General features: G+C 38.0%; 12 protein-coding genes and 1 pseudogene. 6 read left to right on the top strand and 7 right to left on the bottom strand.

Annotated elements, in window-relative coordinates; all coding sequences use genetic code 11:
• Nucleotides 1–6 precede the first annotated feature (6 nt).
• The 7 genes and pseudogenes from C7972_RS04315 to C7972_RS04285 form a co-directional block, all read right to left on the bottom strand.
• On the bottom strand, nucleotides 7–885 hold the full coding sequence (locus C7972_RS04315; protein ID WP_110355000.1) for an SMP-30/gluconolactonase/LRE family protein: 879 nt from the start codon (nucleotides 883–885) through the stop codon (nucleotides 7–9).
• 122 nt (nucleotides 886–1,007) lie between these two features.
• Nucleotides 1,008–2,075 carry a mannonate dehydratase gene (locus tag C7972_RS04310; protein WP_110354999.1) on the bottom strand — a complete coding sequence of 356 codons (1,068 nt, stop codon included), beginning with the start codon at nucleotides 2,073–2,075 and terminating at the stop codon, nucleotides 1,008–1,010.
• 17 nt (nucleotides 2,076–2,092) lie between these two features.
• Nucleotides 2,093–2,760, bottom strand: a pseudogene (locus C7972_RS24375) (RraA family protein).
• Between the two features lie 78 nt (nucleotides 2,761–2,838).
• Entirely contained in the window at nucleotides 2,839–5,082 is a 2,244-nt protein-coding gene (locus C7972_RS04300; protein ID WP_220020867.1) for a hypothetical protein, read from the bottom strand.
• 472 nt (nucleotides 5,083–5,554) lie between these two features.
• Entirely contained in the window at nucleotides 5,555–8,908 is a 3,354-nt protein-coding gene (locus tag C7972_RS04295; RefSeq protein ID WP_110354998.1) for a VCBS repeat-containing protein, read from the bottom strand.
• Nucleotides 8,909–9,045: 137 nt separating this feature from the next.
• On the bottom strand, nucleotides 9,046–10,764 hold the full coding sequence (locus C7972_RS04290; RefSeq protein ID WP_110354997.1) for a RagB/SusD family nutrient uptake outer membrane protein: 1,719 nt from the start codon (nucleotides 10,762–10,764) through the stop codon (nucleotides 9,046–9,048).
• Nucleotides 10,765–10,781: 17 nt separating this feature from the next.
• Nucleotides 10,782–13,940 (bottom strand): TonB-dependent receptor, encoded by a 3,159-nt coding sequence (locus C7972_RS04285; protein ID WP_110354996.1) that lies wholly within the window; start codon nucleotides 13,938–13,940, stop codon nucleotides 10,782–10,784.
• A 288-nt stretch (nucleotides 13,941–14,228) separates the two neighbouring features.
• Here C7972_RS04285 and C7972_RS04280 point away from each other — a divergent pair, with 288 nt between their 5' ends.
• The 6 genes from C7972_RS04280 to C7972_RS04255 all read left to right on the top strand — a co-directional run bounded on the left by C7972_RS04280 (nucleotide 14,229) and on the right by C7972_RS04255 (nucleotide 23,302).
• Nucleotides 14,229–15,080, top strand: coding sequence for an AraC family transcriptional regulator (locus tag C7972_RS04280; RefSeq protein ID WP_110354995.1), 852 nt, complete (start codon nucleotides 14,229–14,231; stop codon nucleotides 15,078–15,080).
• A 403-nt stretch (nucleotides 15,081–15,483) separates the two neighbouring features.
• Nucleotides 15,484–16,944 carry a copper-containing nitrite reductase gene (gene nirK, locus C7972_RS04275; RefSeq protein ID WP_110354994.1) on the top strand — a complete coding sequence of 487 codons (1,461 nt, stop codon included), beginning with the start codon at nucleotides 15,484–15,486 and terminating at the stop codon, nucleotides 16,942–16,944.
• A gap of 20 nt (nucleotides 16,945–16,964) precedes the next feature.
• Nucleotides 16,965–17,768, top strand: a complete 804-nt coding sequence (locus C7972_RS04270; protein WP_309148909.1) for a formylglycine-generating enzyme family protein — start codon at nucleotides 16,965–16,967, stop codon at nucleotides 17,766–17,768.
• 4 nt (nucleotides 17,769–17,772) lie between these two features.
• Entirely contained in the window at nucleotides 17,773–18,477 is a 705-nt protein-coding gene (locus C7972_RS04265; protein WP_258364768.1) for an SCO family protein, read from the top strand.
• Between the two features lie 93 nt (nucleotides 18,478–18,570).
• Entirely contained in the window at nucleotides 18,571–21,954 is a 3,384-nt protein-coding gene (gene mfd / locus C7972_RS04260; protein WP_375334778.1) for a transcription-repair coupling factor, read from the top strand.
• Nucleotides 21,955–21,970: 16 nt separating this feature from the next.
• Nucleotides 21,971–23,302, top strand: a complete 1,332-nt coding sequence (locus C7972_RS04255) for a TlpA disulfide reductase family protein (protein ID WP_110354992.1) — start codon at nucleotides 21,971–21,973, stop codon at nucleotides 23,300–23,302.
• The last annotated feature ends 51 nt before the right edge of the window (nucleotides 23,303–23,353 follow it).

The following is a 23,353-nucleotide window of genomic DNA, read 5'->3' as shown; positions in this document are numbered from 1 at the left end:
AAATTATTAACTTTCGTTGAAAATCTGGGTCGGCAATCCTTTTACGCCTGGTTTAAAAGAAAATAATCCCCCTGCAAAGGGGAAATTTTCGATGTTTTCTACTGTGTCATATCTGCGACTTGAGGTAATGTATAATGTGCCCAGGTCCTCGTCCCCAAAGCAACATGAACTTGGTATAACAGTTGGGACAATAATACGCTTCAGCACTTTACCGGATTTAGTTTCGTAACATAGTATCGATTGCCCTTGCCAGAAGGCCACCCATAAATTACCATCAGCATCAATGGTCATACCATCCGGTAATCCCCGTTCATTAGAAGTATCTATAAAGACCGTTTTATTGCTGATAGTTCCGTTCTCCAAATTAAAATCGTAGCTAAAAATCTTTTTCATCATACTATCCACCACATACATGACGGTGTTTTCTTTATTCCATGCGATGCCATTGGGTATAATAAAAGGTTCGTCCATTTTTTGATACGTTAAATCGGCATTTACCTTGTACAAAGCCCCAACTGGGGCATCTGCGGTCGTACTCATTGTACCAATCCACAGACGGTTCTTGGCATCACATTTACCATCGTTCAACCTGTTATTCGGCTTATTTTCTTGAATGGTTACCTTTTTAACAAAATGCTTATTATTCGGATCGTAAATAGAGACATTTTTATCTATTGCCACAATCCAGTTATTTCGATTGGTCGGTATAGTCACCATAACGGTATCCGCTATTTCAATAAATGAATATGCCTTCAACTTGGGATTATATTGGCAGATCTTTCCATTGTTGTAGTCTACCCATAATAATTTCCCATTTACCTGATCCCAAACCGGACCTTCTCCTAAGTCATTTTTACAATCAACTACTACCTTTACCAATTTCATTACAATAAATTTTTATGGTACATTTCTTTAAAATCCCTTTAAAACTTCATCTCAAAGATATTCGTCCCAACCATATTCTTTTCTTTTATCTCCGAAATTTATTTTTACATCCTTTACAGTCATTAATCCACCATCTTAATTAACTTTAAGGCTGCATTGATGTACCCTAATGCATATGCCATTCCAGCATGCCAAGGTCCTTCACAACTCATTTGAGGAGTGTGATCGGGTATTAATACACCCTTGAAATTTTTACGTTTTAAAATCTTTAATATCTCGATCATATCAATATCCCCTTCATCCAAAAAAACTTCTTTATAATTAGGCACCTTGCCCTTAATATTCCTAAAGTGCACATATGCAATATTGTTGGCATACTCTTCTGTAGCCTCATACACATCACCTTCTGTCATTTCAGCTATAGACCCTAGACAAAACTCTAGGGCATTATGCTTACTTGGGTTTAAGCTCAACAATTTCCTGTACATGTTGGGTTGATAAATTAACCTTGGTGTATTCCGTAATACGGGCATGGGTGGATCGTCCGGATGTGCCGCCATTGTAACCCCAGCTTCTTCGGCAACCGGAATTATTTCGTTAAGGAAGTATTGCAATCGTTCCCATAATTCTTCCCGAGTAACATTTTCCATGACGCCATCTGACGGATTGCTGTCATAGGTCATATTCCAAATCATTCCCTTGGGAATAGGGCTAGTGTCTATATGTTCCATTCCAACGGATACAGCACTACCTCTTGCATAATCCCCTGTAGTTCTACTGCAAACTCCCGCCAAACTAAAGTTATAACCAATCGTTGGGATGCCCGCCTGCCCAACATTACGTATATGCTGTTTAATGACTTCTAACTGCTGCTGTTTATTGGGGCCGTCCAATAAAATATCGTACCAATCCGCAGGATCAAAGTTCTCTACCGCCTCCAATTCAAGTCCGGCGTCATTAATTTCTTTTTTAAGTCTAATAAGATGATCTAACTTCCAGAGTTCTTTAGAATTACCTGCAATGCCCCAACCATTATTGGAACCAACAGGTTGATTGTTTTTGTTTGCATTAACTCCCTTGTTAAAATAATCCACGAGGTGTACCACTACATGGGTACAACCACATTGCTTCGCAAAAGCAAAATGATTTTTATCAAGCATATGTCGGTATAGACCTAATCCAAGTTTCATATCTGCACCATTTTTATTTATAAAATGCCATATTTCTTAAATGCCTCCGTACTCGACATTCCATTTTCTATTTCTTTCCGTTCTACTTTTTCTCGACTAGCTTTTATCAGAGCTTTTGTTATCACTTCTTTTTCAATTTTATTAGGGATGACCAGTACCCCATCCATATCTCCAAATAGAATATCACCCGGTGATATCCATACTCCGCCAATTTCAATATTGCACCGGTAAGCTCGCACTACCGATCTTACACCGGAATCCTGAGCAAACCTTCCTCGGCTAAAGACTGGCCAGTTCTGTTCCATTACTTGATGAGTATCTCTGTGAAATCCATCAATTATAGCCCCTACAGCACCTCTTTTTTTTCTGTAGCAGTTAAAACTTCCCCCCAATATGCACAGTTCATGGCTCCCCCACTGGCTAAATATACTTCACCAATCATAAGTTGGTCAAGAGCCTCAGTCAATTTTCCGAAAGGTTTTTGCTGTGGCCCGTAAACATCCTTCATCAAAACTGGCATGGCACGCCCTACAATTTTATCCGTTAACCTTATAGGATAAATCTCTTGCGACAGAAACTGGTGATAATATCCAAGTTCATCCAAAATATCACCTACTACTGGGGTATATAATACTTTCCTGAAAATATCAAACAATTCGACATCGTTATCCCATTGAAATTCCATTATTTTTTCTACATATAAAAATTACATATTTACTTATTTCCAATTATTCATAAAGTATTCTAAATAAGGAATATATAATTAATATCCTTCTGCAACATCCCTGGATAATTTTATAACGGCGCCCCTTGTATTATTTAATATTGGAAATAGATCCCAATTATTATCATCTACTTTCTCCAACTGCCAATCTCTATCCGGTTTTACCAAAAGTTTTTTTATATCCCTCGGAAAGGCATTTGCTTCTCGGGCCTCTTGCCAAGTTCTTATCACTTTAAATATGTCATATTTCTGGGGACAACTCTCCACATCCTTTTGACTAAGTTTTAAACTAAATGTCATGCCAATACCACAGGATAAGGCCATAATGTGCTCGTATTGTTCAACAGTAGAACTGGCCGTAATAGGGAAATTGCCCCCAACACCAACTGGGAAAAAGTTAGCATATGTAACATCCCTTAAATCTTTACCTTGACTTGTTGTACTACCCCATTCCCTAGTATCTATATCATATAGGTTCTTACCGCCCCCAACATTCCAGATGCTTTGGTAATGCCATGAGCCTTCGGATAGGGTGGCTCCCGTAAAACGAATTGAAGGCAATCCGTATTCATTGGCTTTTTTAAACATTTTACCAAAAAAACGTTTCGCCGAGTAATAACCGTGTCCGTTATTAAATAAGAATTCTTGTCCATCAAAATCGTAATAACCAAGACCATTTATTTTACACACATCGGCGTAATATTCTGCAATTTCATCTTGTAATGCCAGATTTGGAATCAGACCATCATACCCATAATTAATGGTTACTTGTAATTTATAAATAGTATCGTTTTCTTGGTGGTGGTTGGGTGTTGTGTCCCAATAGCCACGCTTTACATTTAATAGGCGGTAGGGTTCCTCTTGCGATATACCTAGATAATGGATAAGTTCTTTCCCTATTTTTACCATATTCAGGTTTTTGGCATGACCCTCCCAACTGGCAATCTCATCCAAATACTTGGGGTCATCCACAATTATTATGGTATCTGTAGGACTAATATTATTTACCAATATGCGCTTTTGCTGATAACACAAACTATCGCTCGGAACGGGACTGGCATCTTTAGTTCCAGGGGCCAATGCTGTGGTAATAGGCGTTCTTCCGATGGTAATTCCGTATTTAGCGGCCATATCTGCATATTCTTTGTGAGACACATTGCCTGCAGTTAATCGTATTGGTTTCTTTTCAAAATTAAAACCATCCAAATATCCCTTATTACCTCGATCTGCACGAATAAATCCTTGATCATATAAACTGATGGTTTTAAAACCAAGTTGGTGGGTGTACGAAATAATACTATCATATAACTTGCCGTAAGTAAGTACATCAGGTACAAAGGCAGTAGGATCTTTGACCCATTTATCCTTGATGGTAGGGTATGGCAGGTTTTCTTCCTTTACTATGTCGTGAATAACATCCATAAGTGCTGTATGATCCGGGCTACCCCATAATGCTACCGATGACCCAATATAATCCACCTCGGGTATCGGTTCAACATCAATATGATTAGGAATGTTAGCTGGCATATTCGGAATTAGTGAAAAATACACTTCCCTTTTTTTAGTCCTATCCCTTGAATTATAAGTAATGGATATTCTTCCCTTATCATCTACTTCAGCAGCATTGCCGTACACAATCCTATAATAGGGCTCCTTATGGGCGTAAAAGGCCACATCACTTATTCCATTACCACCTAGGGTAAAAACCTGTCCTTCATTAAGGTCCTTGGGCAATGGGTATTGGAGAGTATCAGGGGAGTGAATGACATATTGAAAAGGGGCCGCGTCGGCTATGGTCCTTGAAGGTCCTCCAAGGGTATTGTCGTTAAGGGCGAGCATTCCTATGGCATAATTGATAGTTTCACTAGTATCTCGGGCCACCCCAATTATTTCACCAAAAAGATTGGTGATATTAGTGTGGATTGAACCCCATTGCACGCCCTCAATATCTTCGCGATTAGTAAGTGAAAGTAAGGTGAATTTAAGGTACTTGTCCTTGGGCTCAACCCTGATTTCAGCTACGGAATTATTGGGAAAGGTAAGTTTAATTGAATTCTCGGACTTGTTATATCCGGCACTTTGTGCCTCGTAAATGGTGTCAAGTTTACTGTTGTACAAGGACAACAATGATGATGTCTTATCGGACGGACTCAATTCCCGAGCTTGTTGCTTTGTAATATCCTTTAGGCTGTATATACGCCCTTCATTATTCAAGCTAATGTCCAAATACTTGGTCTTATAATTGGTTTGGTCATTATTGGCACAGCTTAAGATTAAAATCAAAAAGGGTATTAAAAGTATAGTTCCCCTGCAATTATTAATCGTTGCGATGGAATCATTTAATGTGCTAGCTTTAAGATTTTTTGTAAAGTTTATTTTGTAATTCATCTATATTCAATCAAGTTTATTTATTTCTCAATCGGTTTATTAAACCGTCATAATTAAGTTCATTTTTCACAATAAATTCCCATTTAATTGCTGGCAAGTAAATAAAACACTGGCAGCCAAATTACATATACTAATCAATTCTGATCCAGTGGCAAATAGGCAAGACACTTGTTAAAAAAGCTATATTTCGCCATAAAGAATGGCATGCCCTGATACAATTTTGAGATGTTTTTTATTATATAATGGTACCATAATATATTTATAAAAAACTAACATAATTGAAAATCAGAGCTAACTTTAGCTTTATGATCTTTACCAAGATATAAAATATCTGCCTCGCAATTGATCAATTATATGCTGTTCAATTTTATTCCTGAATCTTACATATTTTAACATAGTCATTACTCGATGTGGAAATAATATTTCTGCTTTTACCAATATTGATAAACTCCATATCTTTTACATTGGAATCTAAATAAAGTTTAGATTTTGATGGACTAATTGTTGTAAAGTTTCCTTTACCATCACCCACTAATAAGAGCCCTACTCCAGCATCATTTCTAGATGTTTCTACCTCAGAATCATATAATCCTCCAGCGATAACTATATCTAAAAATTGATCATTGTTAAAATCGTCGATCAATATATCTTCAATGTTGGAAACTTGTGCTTCAATAGGAAGGTAATGAACCCTAAATGTACCGTTCCCCAAATTTTCTGCATATATCGATGCAAACTCCGTAGCACTATAATGGATTGATTCCGTCAATTTAGCAGGCGTATATACCTCATCGAGGTTTGCTGTTGAAAAACTAGCATAATCAGGGAATTTTTCTCTTAAAACAGGCATTTGGGTAGAACTACAAGATCTTCCACGTAGTGGGTAACGCTCCCCAAAATTGTAATAGCTCAATACTATATCAAACTTCCCATCTTGATCAAAATCGTTATAAAAAATTTCAAAAGGCTCACTTTTGCTAGCTTTATATTTGTAATTCAGCCCCAAATTACCAAAAACAATGTCCACATCACCATCATTATCAAAATCGGCACTATTCATGGAAAACCACCAACCAACATCAATTGCTAATCCTGTAGATGCTGTGACATTTGTAAATTGCCCATTATCATTCCTTAAAAAAGTTGGTGACATCCATTCTCCAGTTAACACTATATCAACTTGTTTATCATTATCAAAGTCCAACCATTGCATGTCCGTTACCATGCCAACATTTATCAATTCGGGAGCATTGTCATTCGTTGCATCTACAAAGATTGGTTCGCCCTTTAGATTGGTTCCCTCATTTTTTAAAAGATAACTACTGGCAGGTGACGGGTATTTCCCCGGAATTTGCCTACCTCCAATAAATAAATCCAAATCTCCATCCTGATCGTAATCAAATGGTTTTACAACTGAACTACTTTCTGCAATCAATGGCAAACTATTATTGGCCCTAGTTAAGGTTCCTTGTCCATTATTAAGATACAAACGATCATAGTAATAATAAGCAAGCTTAACGTCAATTTCATTACTCCCGCTTGTCACATACAAATCCAGGTCCCCATCATTGTCCGCATCAAAAAAAGTAGACCCTAAATCTTCTTGATTTTTATCCTCTCCAAGTTCTTTTTTATAAAAAGAACCATCGGTATTTTGAAAATAAAATACGGCAAATTGGCCTGAAGCTCCTCCTACAAAGAAATCCTCCAACCCATCTCCATTTAAATCACCTACACTTACCGATGCCCCCACAGTTGACATTTTATGCGGCAATAATCCTTCATTTTTGAAATCATCATAATTTGTTTCTTGATGTTTATGATTCACTCCAATGAATGCTGTTATTTCCTCAAAAAAGGGAGTTGCATTTTCCTTATTGGTATTTTTTGCTTTAGCCTCTTTATAGTCAATCTCAATTGATTGATTAGCCCTAATTTTATTTTTTACAGTCTGTAACCCATCAGGCCAGAATATGGTTAGTTTGTCAATTTTATTCACCTTATTCAGTCCAAAATGTGCTATATGTGAACTTGAAGAAAGGAAACCACGCGAACTGGTGAATTCAAAAAATTGACTTTTATTCTTTTCCTCCTCTATATAATCGATTTTAATTTTAGCTCCAAAAAGAGAATTAGTTTTATCCTTATTTATCAATTCTACCTTTAAGTAATTACTATTATCAAAACTTTCGGTGTTATTTCTATATATAAAAACTGGTTGATTAATATTGTTTATTACCAGATCTATATCACCATCATTGTCCAAATCGCCATATGCTGCTCCGTTGGAAAACGTTTTTTCTTCTAAACCCCATTGTTCAACTTTGTTTTCAAATTGAATACCATTCATATTTCTGAAAATATAATTAGATAATTTTTCAGAAGGGTACATTTCGAAAACAGTATCAAAATCCAAAACATCCCAGACACTTTTAGGTTTAGAATTTGCCTGTTTCATATAGGATTCAAAAACCGTTTCTGCATATTTTGTAAGTTGCTTGGTAGCATCCGTATTTCGAAAATCAATTCTCAATCCGTTTGTCACAAATAAATCCTTGAAGCCGTCATTATCAAAATCGGCAAAAAGTGGTGCCCAACTCCAATCCGTTGTGGCCACTCCAGAGATTTGAGCTATTTCACTAAAATGCAAATCACCATTACTATCTATCCCCCTATTTAACTGTAAGGCATTAAACATGTACTGATAGTGGCCTCCGTTAGCAACATTATCCCAAAATTTATCAGGATTCATGCCGCTCATATTCGCTTTCAGCCTACGATTATCTTCCGATACCATATCTACCGAAATAAAATCTGAAAAACCATCATTATTAATGTCAGCTGCATCAGATCCCATACTGAAATATGACAGGTGCTTAACGGCTTTATCAATAACATTTTTGAAAGTTCCGTCTTGATTGTTAATAAAAAGAAGATCTGGTGTGGCGAAGTCATTGCACACATATATATCAATCCAGCCATCATTGTTAAAATCAGAAGTAATGGCATTTAAAGTAAAGGCAATCGAGCTTAAACCTACTTCTTCCGTAATTTCTGTGAATTGCCCATTATTATTCTGAAAAAATTGGCTCCCATTCTCTGGAATCATCACGTTTTGAGTCCTATCTGAAAAATAACCGTAATTTGGCGGTCTGTTCAATAGATAAACATCTAAATCGCCGTCTCGGTCATAATCGAAAAAAGTAGCTTGAACTGATCGGCGATCACTATCCAAGCCCAAATCATTTGCTACTTCTTTAAAAGTTAAATTTCCCTTATTCAGGTACAGTTTATTCTTTCGGAAATCTGCATTTGGATCGGTATCCTTACATACATAAATATCCAATAACCCATCACCATTTATGTCTACCATGGTGACACCTGAAGACCATGTTCCATTATTGGAAATACCCGCGTTTGGGGTTATATCCTTAAATTGTAAATTACCTAAATTTAAATAAAGTTTATCGGGAACCTGATTCCCTCCGAGATAAATATCCAGCAACCCATCATTATTAATATCTCCAATTGCTACCCCTCCACCATTATAAAAATTTTCTTCCTCAAAAATATTGGTTTCAGAATTATCTTCAATCCAATTAATAAAAGAAACATTTGTAGTTATGGAATCTAGAAGTGTAAAACGCGTTTTAGGCCCAGTTTGAGAACTTAGACCATATACACCAAATAAAGCAAGAAACACAATTGTATTAATCTTCATGTCTTACGAGAAATAAAAAAAGAATGGAGTGATTTTTGACCACTCCATTCTGGATCAACTAACAAATTACTAACTCAATTCACTTATATTGTCATAATGATCAACCTAATATATAACCACATTAATTCATTATAACTTTATAACAATGGATCAAATGTGCCACCATCCCAACCAACGGTCTGTTCCAAATTGACATCTTGTTGAATATAGGATTCCGGGATACCATAAAAATAATAGTTATCTGGAATATTAAAGATTTCTCCTGCAGCAGATTCAACATCAAAAACCTCCCATGAGAATTTATCCCAGAAATCATCGATATTATCTAATAATTTAGGAGCGGTCTCACCAGGATTAAGCTTAAACAATAAACCCTGATGAACAACTTGATCGTTTAAAATATCAAATCTTCTCCATCTTCTTATATCATCCCATCTTTTGTTTTCAAATGCAAACTCTACAAATCTTTCATTGATATAGGCTTCTTTAATTCCAATTTTATCGGTAGCAGTAACTCCATAATTTCCAGATCCCATATCTATTCCTGCACGTGCCCTTACGTCGTAAAGTACTTGCAATGCCTCGGCGGTATTTCCAACTTCATTGGCAGCCTCTCCAAAATTCATCAGAACTTCAGTAAATCTAATTTCGATCCAATCCACATCCGCTTGATCAATGGCAGCTGCATCTATATCCTTATCCACAGCTTTCAGTCTATAAAACCCCGTCCAGTTGTTTCCGTAAACCCCATATAGATCTTGCTCTGAATGTGCCCCGGTAGCGTCATCGTACAACCAGAGGTAAGACCCTCTATCAACCAATTCCTTGATATCATAATGAGTTGTCCCATTATAGGCAACGGTTGCATAGAAACGATCATCCCTGTTTTTATAAAATTCACCATATCCACCTGATGGGTCAAATGGTGAACCATCTTTCATTGGAAAAGCATTAACCAAATTCAGTGCAGGCCGATCAAAACCTACATTATCTCTTGTTGCCCAAAGTGGTCTAAGAAAATTCTGATTGTGCGTGTGGCCTGGATTAAAATATTGATTAACCATAATCACCTCTTCATGTTGTTCTTGGTACCATATATCCGCAAAATTCCCTTGAAACAATCCTTTACCTTTGGATTCTAAATACTCCTTAGCGGCCTTGTTTGCATTATATGCCGTGGTCCATTTGGCGATATCTCCTGAGGGATTAAATTGCGGACTGGCCGCAAATAATAACACCCTTCCTTTAAATGCCATGGCAATTCCTTTATCTATCCTGCCGTAATCCCTTCCAGTCCACTCCTCTGGCAAAAGAGATGTGGCTTCGTCCAAATCCTCAACGATTTGGGCAAAACATGCAGCAGCATTGCTCCTGGGCACTGATAATTCTTCTTCATCAATTCCTTGAGATCGCAAAATTAAAGGTACACCTCCATATAGTTTTGTCATATTAAAATATGCCCACGCCCTAAAGAATAGGCCCTGACCCTTCAGATTTTCTTTAAACTCCGCATCAAGTTCGCTACTTTCCAACTCCTCCAACAGAATATTGACTTTTCGAATACTCTCGTATGGCCAATAATTTACAGTATTTATGTCCGCTGCACCTTTCAACAAGGTTTGCATTGTAATGCCATTACTGTTGGGAGATTCGTCCGAAGAGCCCCCGCTAAAGGGCATACCTGGCATAAATAGACTGTAAATATTGTTTACGTATGCCTCAGCAAGTCCCTCATCCATCCATACATCCTCAGGAGTCACCGCATTCAAATTTTCTTTGTCGAAAACATCTTCACATGAAGTGAGTACTATTGCACTTAACATGAAAAGCTTTAAAATATAATTTTTAATATTCATCAGATTTTATTTTAAAATTAAAAAGTAATATTTACGCCTAAACTATAATTCTTCATGTTCGGATATGAACCTGCGGAACTCAATTCAACATCGTATGCTTTGAATTGTGACCAAGTGAACAAATTAGTTCCCGAAACGAATAGCTTAGCACTTTTCAGGCCTATTTGACCTATAACATCTCTAGGGAGACTATATCCAACATTTAAATACCCCAATCTCAAGTAATCGGCATCTTTTAACCAAAATGTTGATGTCCATTGATTTGCACCTACGTTTGTATCTGGCTTAGGCATTGAGGCATTAAGGTTATCGGTTGAATAATAATCTTCCCATATACCATACACTCTAGTCCAAGCATAAGGGGGCTGCACACTTAGAATTTTTTTATAACCTCCTGCTCCCTGAAATAATGCATCTACGCTAAAGCCTTTAAATTCTCCACCAAATCTTATACCATAAGTAGAGGTAGGAGCCGCATTATCGGCAATAACAGTTTGGTCCCAACTGTCAATTTTTCCATCCGGAACCCCATCAACACCACTTAAATCCTTATAATTAATTTGTCCGAGTTGGGGAGCTTGCCCTCCAATAGTATATCCTGCAGGAAGTGCATCAATATCTGCCTGGGTTCTAAGAATATCGTCGTATTCATAACCCACAATATAATTCCATGAACGACCTATTCTATTTTGGTAGTCCCTAATGTTCTCACCTTGGGATATTTTTACCACCTCATTTGTTGCATACCCATAATTAGCACCTAGATAATAATTGAATTCCCCAATATTATTATCATAATTTACATCAATTTCGAAACCACTTGATTTCATTTCACCATAATTCACATTTGGCAATGATCCTCCGAAAGTTGAAGGCAGCTCACTAATCTGGGTTCCTAAAATATCTTTGGTCTTCTTGCCCCACACATCCAGGGTAAAATCAAAATGGTTGTTTAAGCTAAAATCCAACCCAATATTTGTAGACTCCGAGGTTTCCCATGTCATTAACTGATTGGTTATACCCCCGTACCTAATTCCTTTGACCTCGGCTGGGGTTTCCCCGAAATAGAAGCCATTATCCGCAACATATTGCTCCTGCCACCTCCAAGGATCAACCCTATCGTTACCCAAGGTACCAAAAGACCCTCTTAGCTTAAGTCTTGTTATATAATCAATATTAAAAAACTCTTCTTCTGAGATAACCCAACCACCAGAAATAGAAGGAAAAAAGCCCCAACGTTCACTCGGTTTAAAAATCAGGGAGCCGTCATACCTAAAGGAGGCAGATAACAAGTATTTTGAGCCAAAATCGTAATTTAATCTACCAATATATGAAAGTCTTCCTGTTTCACTTTCTCCACCCCCGGCTCTTGAATCTTCAGCTGCACCACTAGTCTGATTCCACTGATCCCTTACTAAGATTGGAAAATCATAGCGTGTAGCATTAAAATTATTGTTGAACCCTTCACTTTGCTCATAAACAAATAGTGCGTCTATGTGATGATCTCCAAAAGTCCTGTCATAATTTATTTGGGTATTGAATTGATAAGACCTATCAAAACTAGCAGTTTCAGATATATATTCTCTTGAAGGATTGCCACTTAAAACAGTTGTGCCATCAAGTTGAGCATTGGAATAATTATGAATGGTTTGTCCCGTAATATTATATAGAGTATGCTTTTTCTCAAAGATTTTCAAATCACTTACGGAATTATCGAAAGCATAAGTTGCCTTTACAGATAAACCTTTAACTCCAGGAATCTTATAATTTAAACTTAGGATGGCACTTTGATTCTGGGTTCTATTGCTCCAATACCCTGAATTATTGATCAACTCCTGCATATTTCCCAACCATCCTAAATTCGACGGCTTACCTTCAACACTAAGAGGTTCATAAAACTGCCAAGTCTGTAATTTTTTCCATAAGTCTGGAAGGGCGTCGTCTCCCCAGTCATATGGCCAGTTGAATTTTTCGCGCTTACTATTTACTATGGCCAAATTTACATTAGCAGTTAAATTCTCGCTTATTTTTACTTCTACATTTGCCCTTAAGTTCTGTTTATCAAATTTCAATGGCTTCAAGAATCCGGATTGTTCGAAAATTGAACCCCCCAAATAATATTTAACGTTTTCATTACCGCCAGATATACTTAAGGCATGCCTATTACTAGCGGGATCTTTATACACTTCATCCAGATAATCATAACCGTACCCATTATTTACTGTTTTAAGCCAGTCGATATCTTCTTGACTCCATGAAAACCATTCAGTAGTGCTCACAGTGTTGACCATATTGGCAATATCAACCCCGGACATCATTTTTGGTAATTTTGTTGGCTTTTCGAAATTATAGGAACTGTTATAGGTTATTGTAGGTTTACCCGACTTACCTTTTTTAGTACTGACCAACACAACACCATTAGAAGCTCTTGAACCATAAATTGCGGCAGAGGCTGCATCTTTTAATATACTGACTTCTTCTACTTCATTAACATCCAAAGCGTCAAAATCGGATTTATCCTTTACAATTCCGTCTATTACATAAATTGGTGAATCCGAATTCCATGTACCCCTAGTCCGTATGGTTAAATTTGAAGCTACACCTGGAGTTCCGGTCGAGCTAGAAATGCTAACACCAGCCAGTCTCCCTGCTAGCAAAGACGTTAAATTAGATGCTGAAATTTCTGAAATCTCCTCCGTCTTTATGTTGGTAATAGCACCAGTTAATGTTGCTTTTTTCTGAGATCCATATCCAACCACAACTACCTCATCCAAACTACTGGCATCTTCCTCCATGGTAAGGTTCATAATTGTATTATCTCCCACAGTTAGGGTTATAGTTTTCATTCCCAAATAAGAAAACACTAATTGATCCCCACTTTTGGCCTGAATACTATACTTCCCATCAAAATCTGATTGTGTACCATTATTTGTGCCTTTTAGAAGTACGTTTACCCCTGGAAGAGGAGCGCCTTCCTGATCAACTATGGCACCTTGTACAATTGTTTGTTCCTTTACCTCTAGGAATCCTAAATTTTCAGTGAAACTTGCTGAAGAAAAATTAGGACAGAAAAGTGCGATAGTTATAAACAAGAGAAACACTAATCTTGTTTTTAAGTTTAAAATTGAAAATATACTATTTCTTACAGTATACAAACTGCGATAAGATTTTTCCATATTTTTTTGATTGGTTTTAGTTAATTATATTAATTCAATGAAACACTATTTGCTAGTTTAAATAGTGCAAAATATTTAGCTGCACACGATTTTGTCCATGCTAAACTTGAGTTTAAATCATATTACTTTTATATTAATAATTGGTTAAACAATAGTTATTTAAAATTTCATCGGATACAAACTTATTAGGTATCTAGCTCATTTAATTACATGATTTAATCATTAAATAGCAGTATATGTGCATTTTTTTGTATAATTGAATCAATTAACATCAATAAATGTCTTAAAATGAGATCGATTCAAGTTGAGCAGTTTAATCCTAGCCAAGGAATTTCATTCGATATTTCAGTTTACAAATCATTACAAAGTGTTGGGCCGCCAGTCTTTAAAGTACATGAGGAATATGAACTTACGGTGCTGTATAATTGTTCGGGAAAAAGAATCGTAGGTAACAGCATCCATAATTTCTATGAAGAGGATATGTTTCTTTTGGGTCCTAACCTGCCTCATACTTTGATTGTAGATAATCCTGAAAAAAGTCATGCCGTTTGCATCCATTTTACAAAAGACTCGTTTGGACATAATTTCTTTGATACCCCGCAAAATGCCAGTATTGCAAAATTACTTTCCACTGTTTCGCTGGGCTGCCATTTTTATGGACCGGAGGTTGAAGATTTAAAAGAAAAAATTAGACTTATAAACGATTTGGAACCGTTTCACAAAATGATGTGTTTTTTAGATGTGCTCAACGATTTAAGTAAGGTAAAAAGCTATACACTATTAAGTAGCCCCGGATATCAACCAGTAGCAAAAAAAAAGGAAGAAAAGCGCATGACCTTAGTTTACAATTATATAATGGAAAACTTTGATAAAAAATTATCCCTGGAAGAGCTATCAGATTTGATAAGTGTGTCGCCAGCCACCTTTTGCAGGCTCTTTAAGAAATCAATGAATAAGAATTTTACGGATTTTGTTGCGGAAGTCCGAATTGGACATTCATGTAAATTACTTATGGATACCGATCTTTCCATTGCCGAAGTTTGTTTTCTTTCAGGTTATAATCATATGACACATTTTAATCAAAAGTTTAAGCAATTAATGGGGAAGACCCCTAAACAATATAGGATTAGTTTTCAATAGGTTTATTGCACTAAAGATATTGGCAATCCATTGTGTGCATTTACCACTATAAATGGCACCTTAATAAAATATTCCCTGCTAAGATTTAAAAAACCCAAGCAAACTTATAAAGTTTTTCCTTTTATAATTCTTTTTACTATACCCTCTTCGTACTAATCGACCTAAAAATTTACATAGGACAACTTCTATCAAAAAACAGTGTCCTAATTAGCATTAGGACAGGCTTTATTATACCCAGTATAATTTAGTATTTGCAATTGACCCTTGTAAAACACTTAATTTCAGTACTTAATTTTAAACATGACAACTGTCATGTTATTATTTATCAATGGCAATTATTTTTGCCTTAATAAAAGACTAAAATATCCTTTATTATTTGAATGTACAACCAAAACATATTTTTATGAACACACAACTGACAAAAAAAATATTCCTCTCCCTAATATTGGCAGTAGGATTTGGAAGCCTGATCCTCTCATGTGCAAAAAAGGAAAAGAAAGTTTATGAAAGCACAGCGGATATTCCAGCGAATCGTGAAATGATTGCAGAATTAACATCCCCTCCACATGTACCAACCCCCGTTGGCGACAGAAAGGCCAAGTTGCTAAAGGTCGATATGGAAATCCTGGAACAGGAAGGAGAAATGACCAATGGCGTTCGATATGTTTATTGGACTTTTGGAGGTACCGTACCAGGAAGCTTTATAAGAACAAGGGTTGGTGATGAGGTTGAATTTCACTTAAAAAATCACCCAGAAAATAAATTACCCCATAATATTGATTTACACGCGGTTACGGGCCCTGGAGGCGGTGCAGAATCTTCTTTTGTAGCCCCTGGACACGAGAAAGTATTCTCCTTTAAAACCTTAAATCCTGGGCTGTACGTTTATCACTGTGCTACCGCACCGGTTGGTATGCATATTGCCAACGGAATGTACGGTTTAATTTTAGTAGAACCGGAAGGTGGATTGCCATTGGTGGATAAGGAATATTACATTATGCAAGGCGACTTTTATACCAAAGGTGCCAATGGGGAGCGAGGCTTACAACCTTTTGATATGCAAAAAGCGGTGGATGAACGCGCAGACTATGTGGTTTTCAATGGTAAAATGGGCGCCTTGACCGGGGATAATGCAATTACAGCCAACGTGGGAGAAACAGTACGCCTGTTCGTTGGCAACGGTGGACCAAATCTGGTATCCTCCTTTCATGTAATTGGTGAGATTTTTGACAAGGTGCATGTTGAAGGTGGCGATTTGATCAATGAAAATGTGCAAACCACCTTAATCCCCGCCGGTGGGGCCGCTATAGTAGAATTTAAAGTAGATGTTCCCGGAACCTTTATCCTGGTAGACCATTCCATTTTCAGAGCATTTAATAAAGGTGCATTGGGAATGTTGAAGGTGCAGGGCGAAAAAAATAAGACTATCTATTCCGGAGAATTGGAAGATGGAATATACCTGCCCGAAGGTAGTGGGATACAAAAAATGCCATCGACCAATGGCGTTGTGGAGTCCGAAATTCCCGCCAAATCAATGGAGGAAAAGATGGAGTTTGGAAAAGCCACCTATATGCAAACCTGTTTTGCCTGCCATCAAGCAGAGGGCCAAGGTATTGCCAACGCTTTCCCGCCCTTGGCGAAATCCGATTACCTGAATGCCGATGTTAATCGCGCTATAGATATAGTATTGCACGGAAAAACAGGTGAAATAACCGTGAACGGACAAAAATACAACAGTGTTATGACCGCGCAGACCTTATCTGACGAAGAGGTTGCCAATGTACTGACCTATGTGTACAACAGTTGGGGCAATTCCAAAAAGGACGTCACTCCAGCCATGGTTAAAAGTGTAAGAAATAAATAACATAATTGCATAACAATAAAATGAACATAAGTCCCTTTTTTAAAGTAGCCATTACAGTGATCGGTATCATAACAGTAAATATTGTTTCCGCCCAATCAGAAAATATGGTTACCGTTCAAGGAGGGACTTATATTCCCCTATATGGTGTAGATTCAACAGCCGTTACCGTAGAGACGTTTTCGATGGACATCTACCCAGTAACCAACAGGGAGTATTTACAGTTTGTCCTGGAATACCCTGAATGGAAAAAAAGTAAGGTTAAGCGCTTATTTGCAGATGGCAATTACTTGGTGAATTGGGAAAGTGATAATTCCTTTGGAAACCAGTTGGCCGCCGATGCAGCGGTAACCAACGTTTCTTGGTTCGCCGCCAAAAAATATTGTGAATGCCAAGGAAAAAGATTACCAACGGTTGATGAGTGGGAATATGCCGCTATGGCCGATAAAAGCAATCCAGATGCTCGTAAAAAGGAATCCTATAATCAACTTATTCTGGATTGGTACGAAGCTCCAAAAACATTTAACAATTCCATAGGCTCCACCTTTAAAAATTATTGGGGTATTTATGACCTTCACGGCCTTGTATGGGAGTGGACGATGGACTTTAATTCCGTTTTAATTTCCGGTGAATCCAGAAAGGATGTGGACAAGGACAGTAATCTTTTTTGTGGAAGTGCCGCGGTAGGAGCATCGGACTTGATGAACTATGCCGCCTTCATGCGTTACGCTTTTAGGGGAAGTTTAAAGGCCAATTATGCCATACGCAATTTGGGATTCCGATGTGTGCAGGCGAAAGGGAAAAACAACAAAAACGTAACTTATTAAGGAAATGAAAAAAATTCTCCATGCTGGATTGATATGCTTTTTGGCAATACATCCTATAGGGTGCAATACAAAAAATTCAACCAAAACAACAGCGGAAAAATACCAATGTCCCATGCATTGTGAGGGAGACAAGACCTATGATAAACCCGGTACATGCGGCGTTTGTAAAATGGATCTACAACTACTGGCCCTGAACTCCAAAAAAGAAGGTGAAATCTCCGATATGTCCATTTATAATCTTCCTTCCAAATGGACCAATCAGAACAATGGGGAAATACAATTGAAGTCGCTGAAAGGCGATGTATTGGTCATGGTCATGATCTACACCTCTTGTCAGACGGCATGCCCCAGATTGGTTGCAGACATGAGAGGTATAGAAGAGCAAATCCCCGAGGATAAAAAAGACCAGGTTACCCTTGTTTTTGTCAGTATAGACCCTGAAACAGATACGCCACAGCGTTTAAAGGAATTTGCACAGGAAAATCAAATGGACTCTGAAAAATGGGTGTTTCTAAGAGGTTCGGAAGCGGATACCCGTGAATTTTCGGCAGTATTGGCGGTCAACTACAAAAAAATATCGCCTATGGATTTTTCACATTCCAATATCATAAGCGTTTTTGACCAAGAAGGGGAATTGGCCTATCAGCAAGAAGGGCTAGGAGTCAACAATAAGGAAACGGTATCCAAAATTATGGAATTGGTGAATTAAAACATATTCAAATTTTAATTCCCTGTCATCTTTTGTAAAAAGGATAATCAAGGTTTATATTTGCAATAAAATTTACGGTTGACAAAATCTTCAATGTTACAACTGTTCGCACAGTCTCCCCAATTGGGAAAACTGAGGTCCCTTATTGCCAATTTCCAGAGTAGCACCTCCGCGACATCCCCAACTAAAACAAATATCAAAGGACTTAACGGTTCTGCCCTCTCCTTTGTTATTGCAGAAATATTTCACAAATCCGAAGTACCGTTCCTATTTGTCTTAAATGACAAGGAGGAAGCTGCGTATTATTTAAACGACCTGGAACAGCTCATTGGTGACAGTGACGTACTGTTTTACCCCGGAAGTTATAGAAGGCCCTACCAAATTGAGGAAACGGACAATGCCAATGTACTTTTACGTGCAGAAGTACTTAACCGCATCAATTCCAGAAAAAAACCGGCCATTATCGTAACCTATGCCGATGCGCTTTTTGAAAAAGTGGTAACCAGAAAGGAACTGGAAAAAAATACCTTAAAAATTAAACTGGAGGACACCCTTTCACTAGACTTTTTAAATGAGGTATTGTTCGAATACAAGTTTAAAAGGGTCGATTTTGTAACGGAACCCGGAGAATTTTCAGTTCGGGGTGGCATAATGGACGTATTTTCCTTTTCCCACGATGAACCTTATAGAATTGAATTTTTTGGAGACGAGGTAGAGAGTATTCGAACTTTTGATGTGGAAACCCAGTTGTCTACACAAAAGGTTAAAAAGATCACCATCATTCCCAATGTGGAAAACAAGTTCCTGGACGAAAACCGGGAGAGCTTCCTAAAGTACATATCCCCTAACACCCTTATCTTTAGCAAGAACCTTAGTTTGCTATACGCTAGGTTGGATTCATTTTTTGAAAAGGCAGAAGAGGCTTTTACCAAACTGTCCAAAGAAATACAACATACCAAACCTCAGGAATTGTTCTGCAATTCCGACTTATTAAAACAACAGTTGGCAGATTTTGGTTTGATAGAGATTGATGGAGGCACAAAAGCTTCAAGTGATCCGGAGACAATCGTGTTCAACACAAAGCCACAACCTTCATTTAACAAAAAGTTCGATTTGTTGATTGAAAACCTTAACGATAATTATAAAAACGGATTTACCAATTACCTGTTTTGCGCTACGGAGCAGCAAGCCAAAAGGTTCCATGATATTTTTGATGAAGTAGGAAAGGAAGTCCATTACAAAACCATTGTCCTACCACTCTACCAAGGATTTATAGAACAGGATTTAAAGGTTGCATGTTATACAGACCATCAAATCTTTGAGCGCTATCTAAAATTCCATTTAAAAAACGGCTACGCCAAAAAACAGGCCATTACCCTAAAGGATCTCAACAAATTGGAAATTGGGGACTATGTTACCCATATAGACCACGGAATTGGAAAATTTGGAGGCCTTCAAAAAATAGACGTTGAAGGCAAGAAACAAGAAGCCATAAAGCTAATGTACGGGGAAAGGGACATTCTTTATGTAAGCATCCATTCATTGCACAAAATTTCGAAATTCAATGGAAAGGACGGTGCTCCCCCAAAAATATACAAACTAGGTTCCGGGGCTTGGAAAAAAATCAAGGACAAGGCAAAATCGCGCGTTAAAAAAATTGCTTTCGACCTTATCCAACTTTACGCCAAGCGAAGATTGGAAAAAGGGTTTCAATATGGCCCGGACAGCTACTTACAACACGAACTGGAAGCTTCCTTTATCTACGAAGACACCCCGGACCAAAGCAAGTCTACCGAGGACATCAAGAAAGACATGGAAAGCGAAAGACCCATGGACCGACTCGTTTGCGGGGATGTTGGTTTTGGAAAAACGGAAGTCGCCATAAGAGCTGCCTTTAAGGCTGTGGACAATGGAAAGCAAGTTGCCGTATTGGTACCCACTACCATTTTGGCCTTTCAGCACCACCGTACTTTTTCGGAACGTTTAAAGGAAATGCCGGTAACCGTAGATTATGTAAACCGGTTTAGGACCGCCAAGGAGAAAAAAGAGACCTTGGAAAATCTGGCAGCTGGCAAGGTAGATATCATAATTGGCACCCATCAATTGGTCAACAAAAACGTGAAGTTCAAGGACCTTGGCTTGTTGGTCGTGGATGAGGAACAAAAATTTGGGGTATCGGTAAAGGACAAATTAAAATCCATTAAGGAAAATGTAGATGTCCTAACGCTTACCGCCACACCCATCCCAAGAACGCTTCAATTTAGTTTAATGGCCGCAAGGGATCTATCGGTCATCAATACGGCACCGCCCAATAGATACCCCATAGAAAGTGAGGTTATCCGCTTTAACGAAGAGACTATTCGCGATGCCATTTCCTACGAAATCCAACGAGGTGGGCAAGTCTTCTTTATCCACAACAGGATTGAAAATATTAAGGAAGTTGCCGGAATGATCCAAAGACTGGTGCCAGATGCCAAAATTGGCATTGGCCACGGGCAAATGGATGGTAAAAAATTGGAAACCCTTATGTTGGCCTTTATGAATGGTGAGTTCGATGTGCTGATTTCTACGACCATTGTGGAAAGCGGTCTGGACGTTACCAATGCCAACACTATTTTTATCAATAATGCCAATAATTTTGGCCTAAGCGACCTACATCAAATGAGGGGACGTGTAGGCCGAAGCAACAAAAAGGCTTTCTGTTATTTTATTACCCCACCCTATGATGTAATGACCAATGATGCCCGTAAGAGAATTCAGGCCCTGGAACAATTTACAGATCTTGGCAGCGGCTTCAATATTGCCATGAAAGATTTGGAAATTAGGGGTGCAGGGGATTTACTGGGAGGAGAACAAAGCGGATTTATCAATGAAATAGGCTTTGATGCCTATCAAAAAATATTGGCCGAAGCCATAGACGAACTTAAGGAAAACGAATTCAAGGAACTATATGAGGAAGTTAGCGGTAAACAAAAGATCTTTGTCAAGGAAACCCAGATAGATTCCGATTTTGAATTGCTATTCCCTGATGATTACATCAACAACATTACCGAACGCCTAAATCTCTATACCGAACTGAACCAGGTTTCCGATGAGGAAGGTTTACAAAAATATGAAACAGAACTGGTCGACAGATTTGGGGAACTCCCCACCCAGGCAGAGGATTTGTTAAACTCGGTTCGTATTAAATGGATAGCCAACAGTATTGGTCTGGAAAAGATAGTAATGAAGAAGGGCAAAATGATCGGCTATTTTATAGCGGACCAGCAATCCGATTTTTACCAAAGCAGTTCCTTTACCGCCGTATTACAATTTGTACAAGCCCATCCCAAGCTGGCAAAACTAAAGGAAAAGCAGACCCGAAATGGTTTGCGCTTATTACTGGTCTTTGAACATATAGATTCTTTGGACAAGGCATACAAATCCATTCAACCCTTCGATTCCCTTATCCCTAAAGCCGGAGTAACAGTCCCATAAAAACACTCAAAAATAGATGAAACCAAAAAATGCATTTTTTCTATTAACCCTATGTTTCACACTATTTTCGGAAGCCCAACACAGCGTATCAGGCAATTTATCCCCGGCCGACGATTACAAATGGTTAATTGCCTATAAACTAAATCCAGACCATCAGAATTATATAGCGGACACAGCGGTCAAGAACGGGGCCTTCTCCTTAAATATTCCGGCAAATGCCCAAGCCGGCATGTATAGACTGGTATATGCAGTGCCACAGGAGGAATTCTATTTTGATTTTATCTATAATGGCAAAGAAGATATTGTACTCTCCTTTGACTCAGAAAAGGGCCTGTCTTTTACGGCTTCCACCGAAAACCTGTTATATACCAGATACTTTAAAGAAATCCATTTGCTGGAGCAACAAATTACCCAGTTTTATTCAGAACAAAAGACAGATCGCAACCTATTTCTACACCTCAACAAGAAGTTGGCCGAGGTACAAAAATCATTCGAAACCCAATCACAAGGAATGCTCTGCGGACATTTTATTTCGGCTAACAGACCCTATATCCCTTCTGGCTATGAGGAGGCTGAAACCTATATAAAACATAAAAAGAATCATTACTTTGATGCCTTGGACTTCAACGATCCCGTGCTGTTGGGATCCGAATTTTTAAAGGGCAAAGTAGTAAATTATGTATTTACGGCCCTACCCCAACATCAAATTCCCACTAAGGAAAAAGAGCCGTTAATAATAGAGAATGTAAAGGAATTGGCCCACGTTTTGGAAAATGTTAGCGCCAAAAACAAGGTAGAGTTGTTCAATAGCCTATGGACACAGGCATCCTATGATAATTTACACAATGTGGCCGATTATATTTACTATAATTATCTAAAATCTCTGGCAACCGAAACCAATAAATCCGAACTCCTAAAAAAGATAGAAATCCAAAATCGACTTCGATTGGGAGCTATAGCCCCAGAAATTACATGGAAAGAGGACAGTAAGACCAAAAAACTCAGTGATCTCACCGGGTCAAAAAATTATGTAATCGTATTTTGGAGCAGTACGTGTTCGCATTGCCTGCGACAACTTCCAGAACTCCATAAAAAAATAAAAGATATTTCGGGAGTAAGGGTAATTGCTATTGGCCTGGAGGATGACGATCTAACATGGAAAAAGGAATCGGCCAAACTGCCTGCCTTTATACATGGCATTGCATTGGGGAAATGGGAAAGTCCGTATGTGGAAATTTACGATATTCACCAGACCCCTACTTATTACATTCTGGACAATGAAAAGCGCATCGTTGCCAATCCGGATGATTACCAAGAGGTTGTGAAATTCTTAAAAGGGAATAATTAACACTCTGCAATTGGAGACAATACGTTTTTATATTATCACATTTACACATTG

Source organism: Arenibacter sp. ARW7G5Y1, from assembly GCF_003201775.1.
Taxonomy (GTDB): Bacteria; Bacteroidota; Bacteroidia; order Flavobacteriales; family Flavobacteriaceae; genus Arenibacter.
This window is presented reverse-complemented; position numbering and strand designations above follow the sequence as displayed.

Coding starts and splice junctions, on each gene's coding strand:
- C7972_RS04270 (WP_309148909.1), top strand. CDS start 16,965: ATGAACATAAGTCCCTTTTTTAAAGTAGCCATTACAGTGATCGGTATC.
- C7972_RS04285 (WP_110354996.1), bottom strand. CDS start 13,940: ATGGAAAAATCTTATCGCAGTTTGTATACTGTAAGAAATAGTATATTT.
- C7972_RS04265 (WP_258364768.1), top strand. CDS start 17,773: ATGAAAAAAATTCTCCATGCTGGATTGATATGCTTTTTGGCAATACAT.
- C7972_RS04315 (WP_110355000.1), bottom strand. CDS start 885: ATGAAATTGGTAAAGGTAGTAGTTGATTGTAAAAATGACTTAGGAGAA.
- nirK (WP_110354994.1), top strand. CDS start 15,484: ATGAACACACAACTGACAAAAAAAATATTCCTCTCCCTAATATTGGCA.
- C7972_RS04255 (WP_110354992.1), top strand. CDS start 21,971: ATGAAACCAAAAAATGCATTTTTTCTATTAACCCTATGTTTCACACTA.
- C7972_RS04295 (WP_110354998.1), bottom strand. CDS start 8,908: ATGAAGATTAATACAATTGTGTTTCTTGCTTTATTTGGTGTATATGGT.
- C7972_RS04290 (WP_110354997.1), bottom strand. CDS start 10,764: ATGAATATTAAAAATTATATTTTAAAGCTTTTCATGTTAAGTGCAATA.
- mfd (WP_375334778.1), top strand. CDS start 18,571: ATGTTACAACTGTTCGCACAGTCTCCCCAATTGGGAAAACTGAGGTCC.
- C7972_RS04310 (WP_110354999.1), bottom strand. CDS start 2,075: ATGAAACTTGGATTAGGTCTATACCGACATATGCTTGATAAAAATCAT.
- C7972_RS04280 (WP_110354995.1), top strand. CDS start 14,229: ATGAGATCGATTCAAGTTGAGCAGTTTAATCCTAGCCAAGGAATTTCA.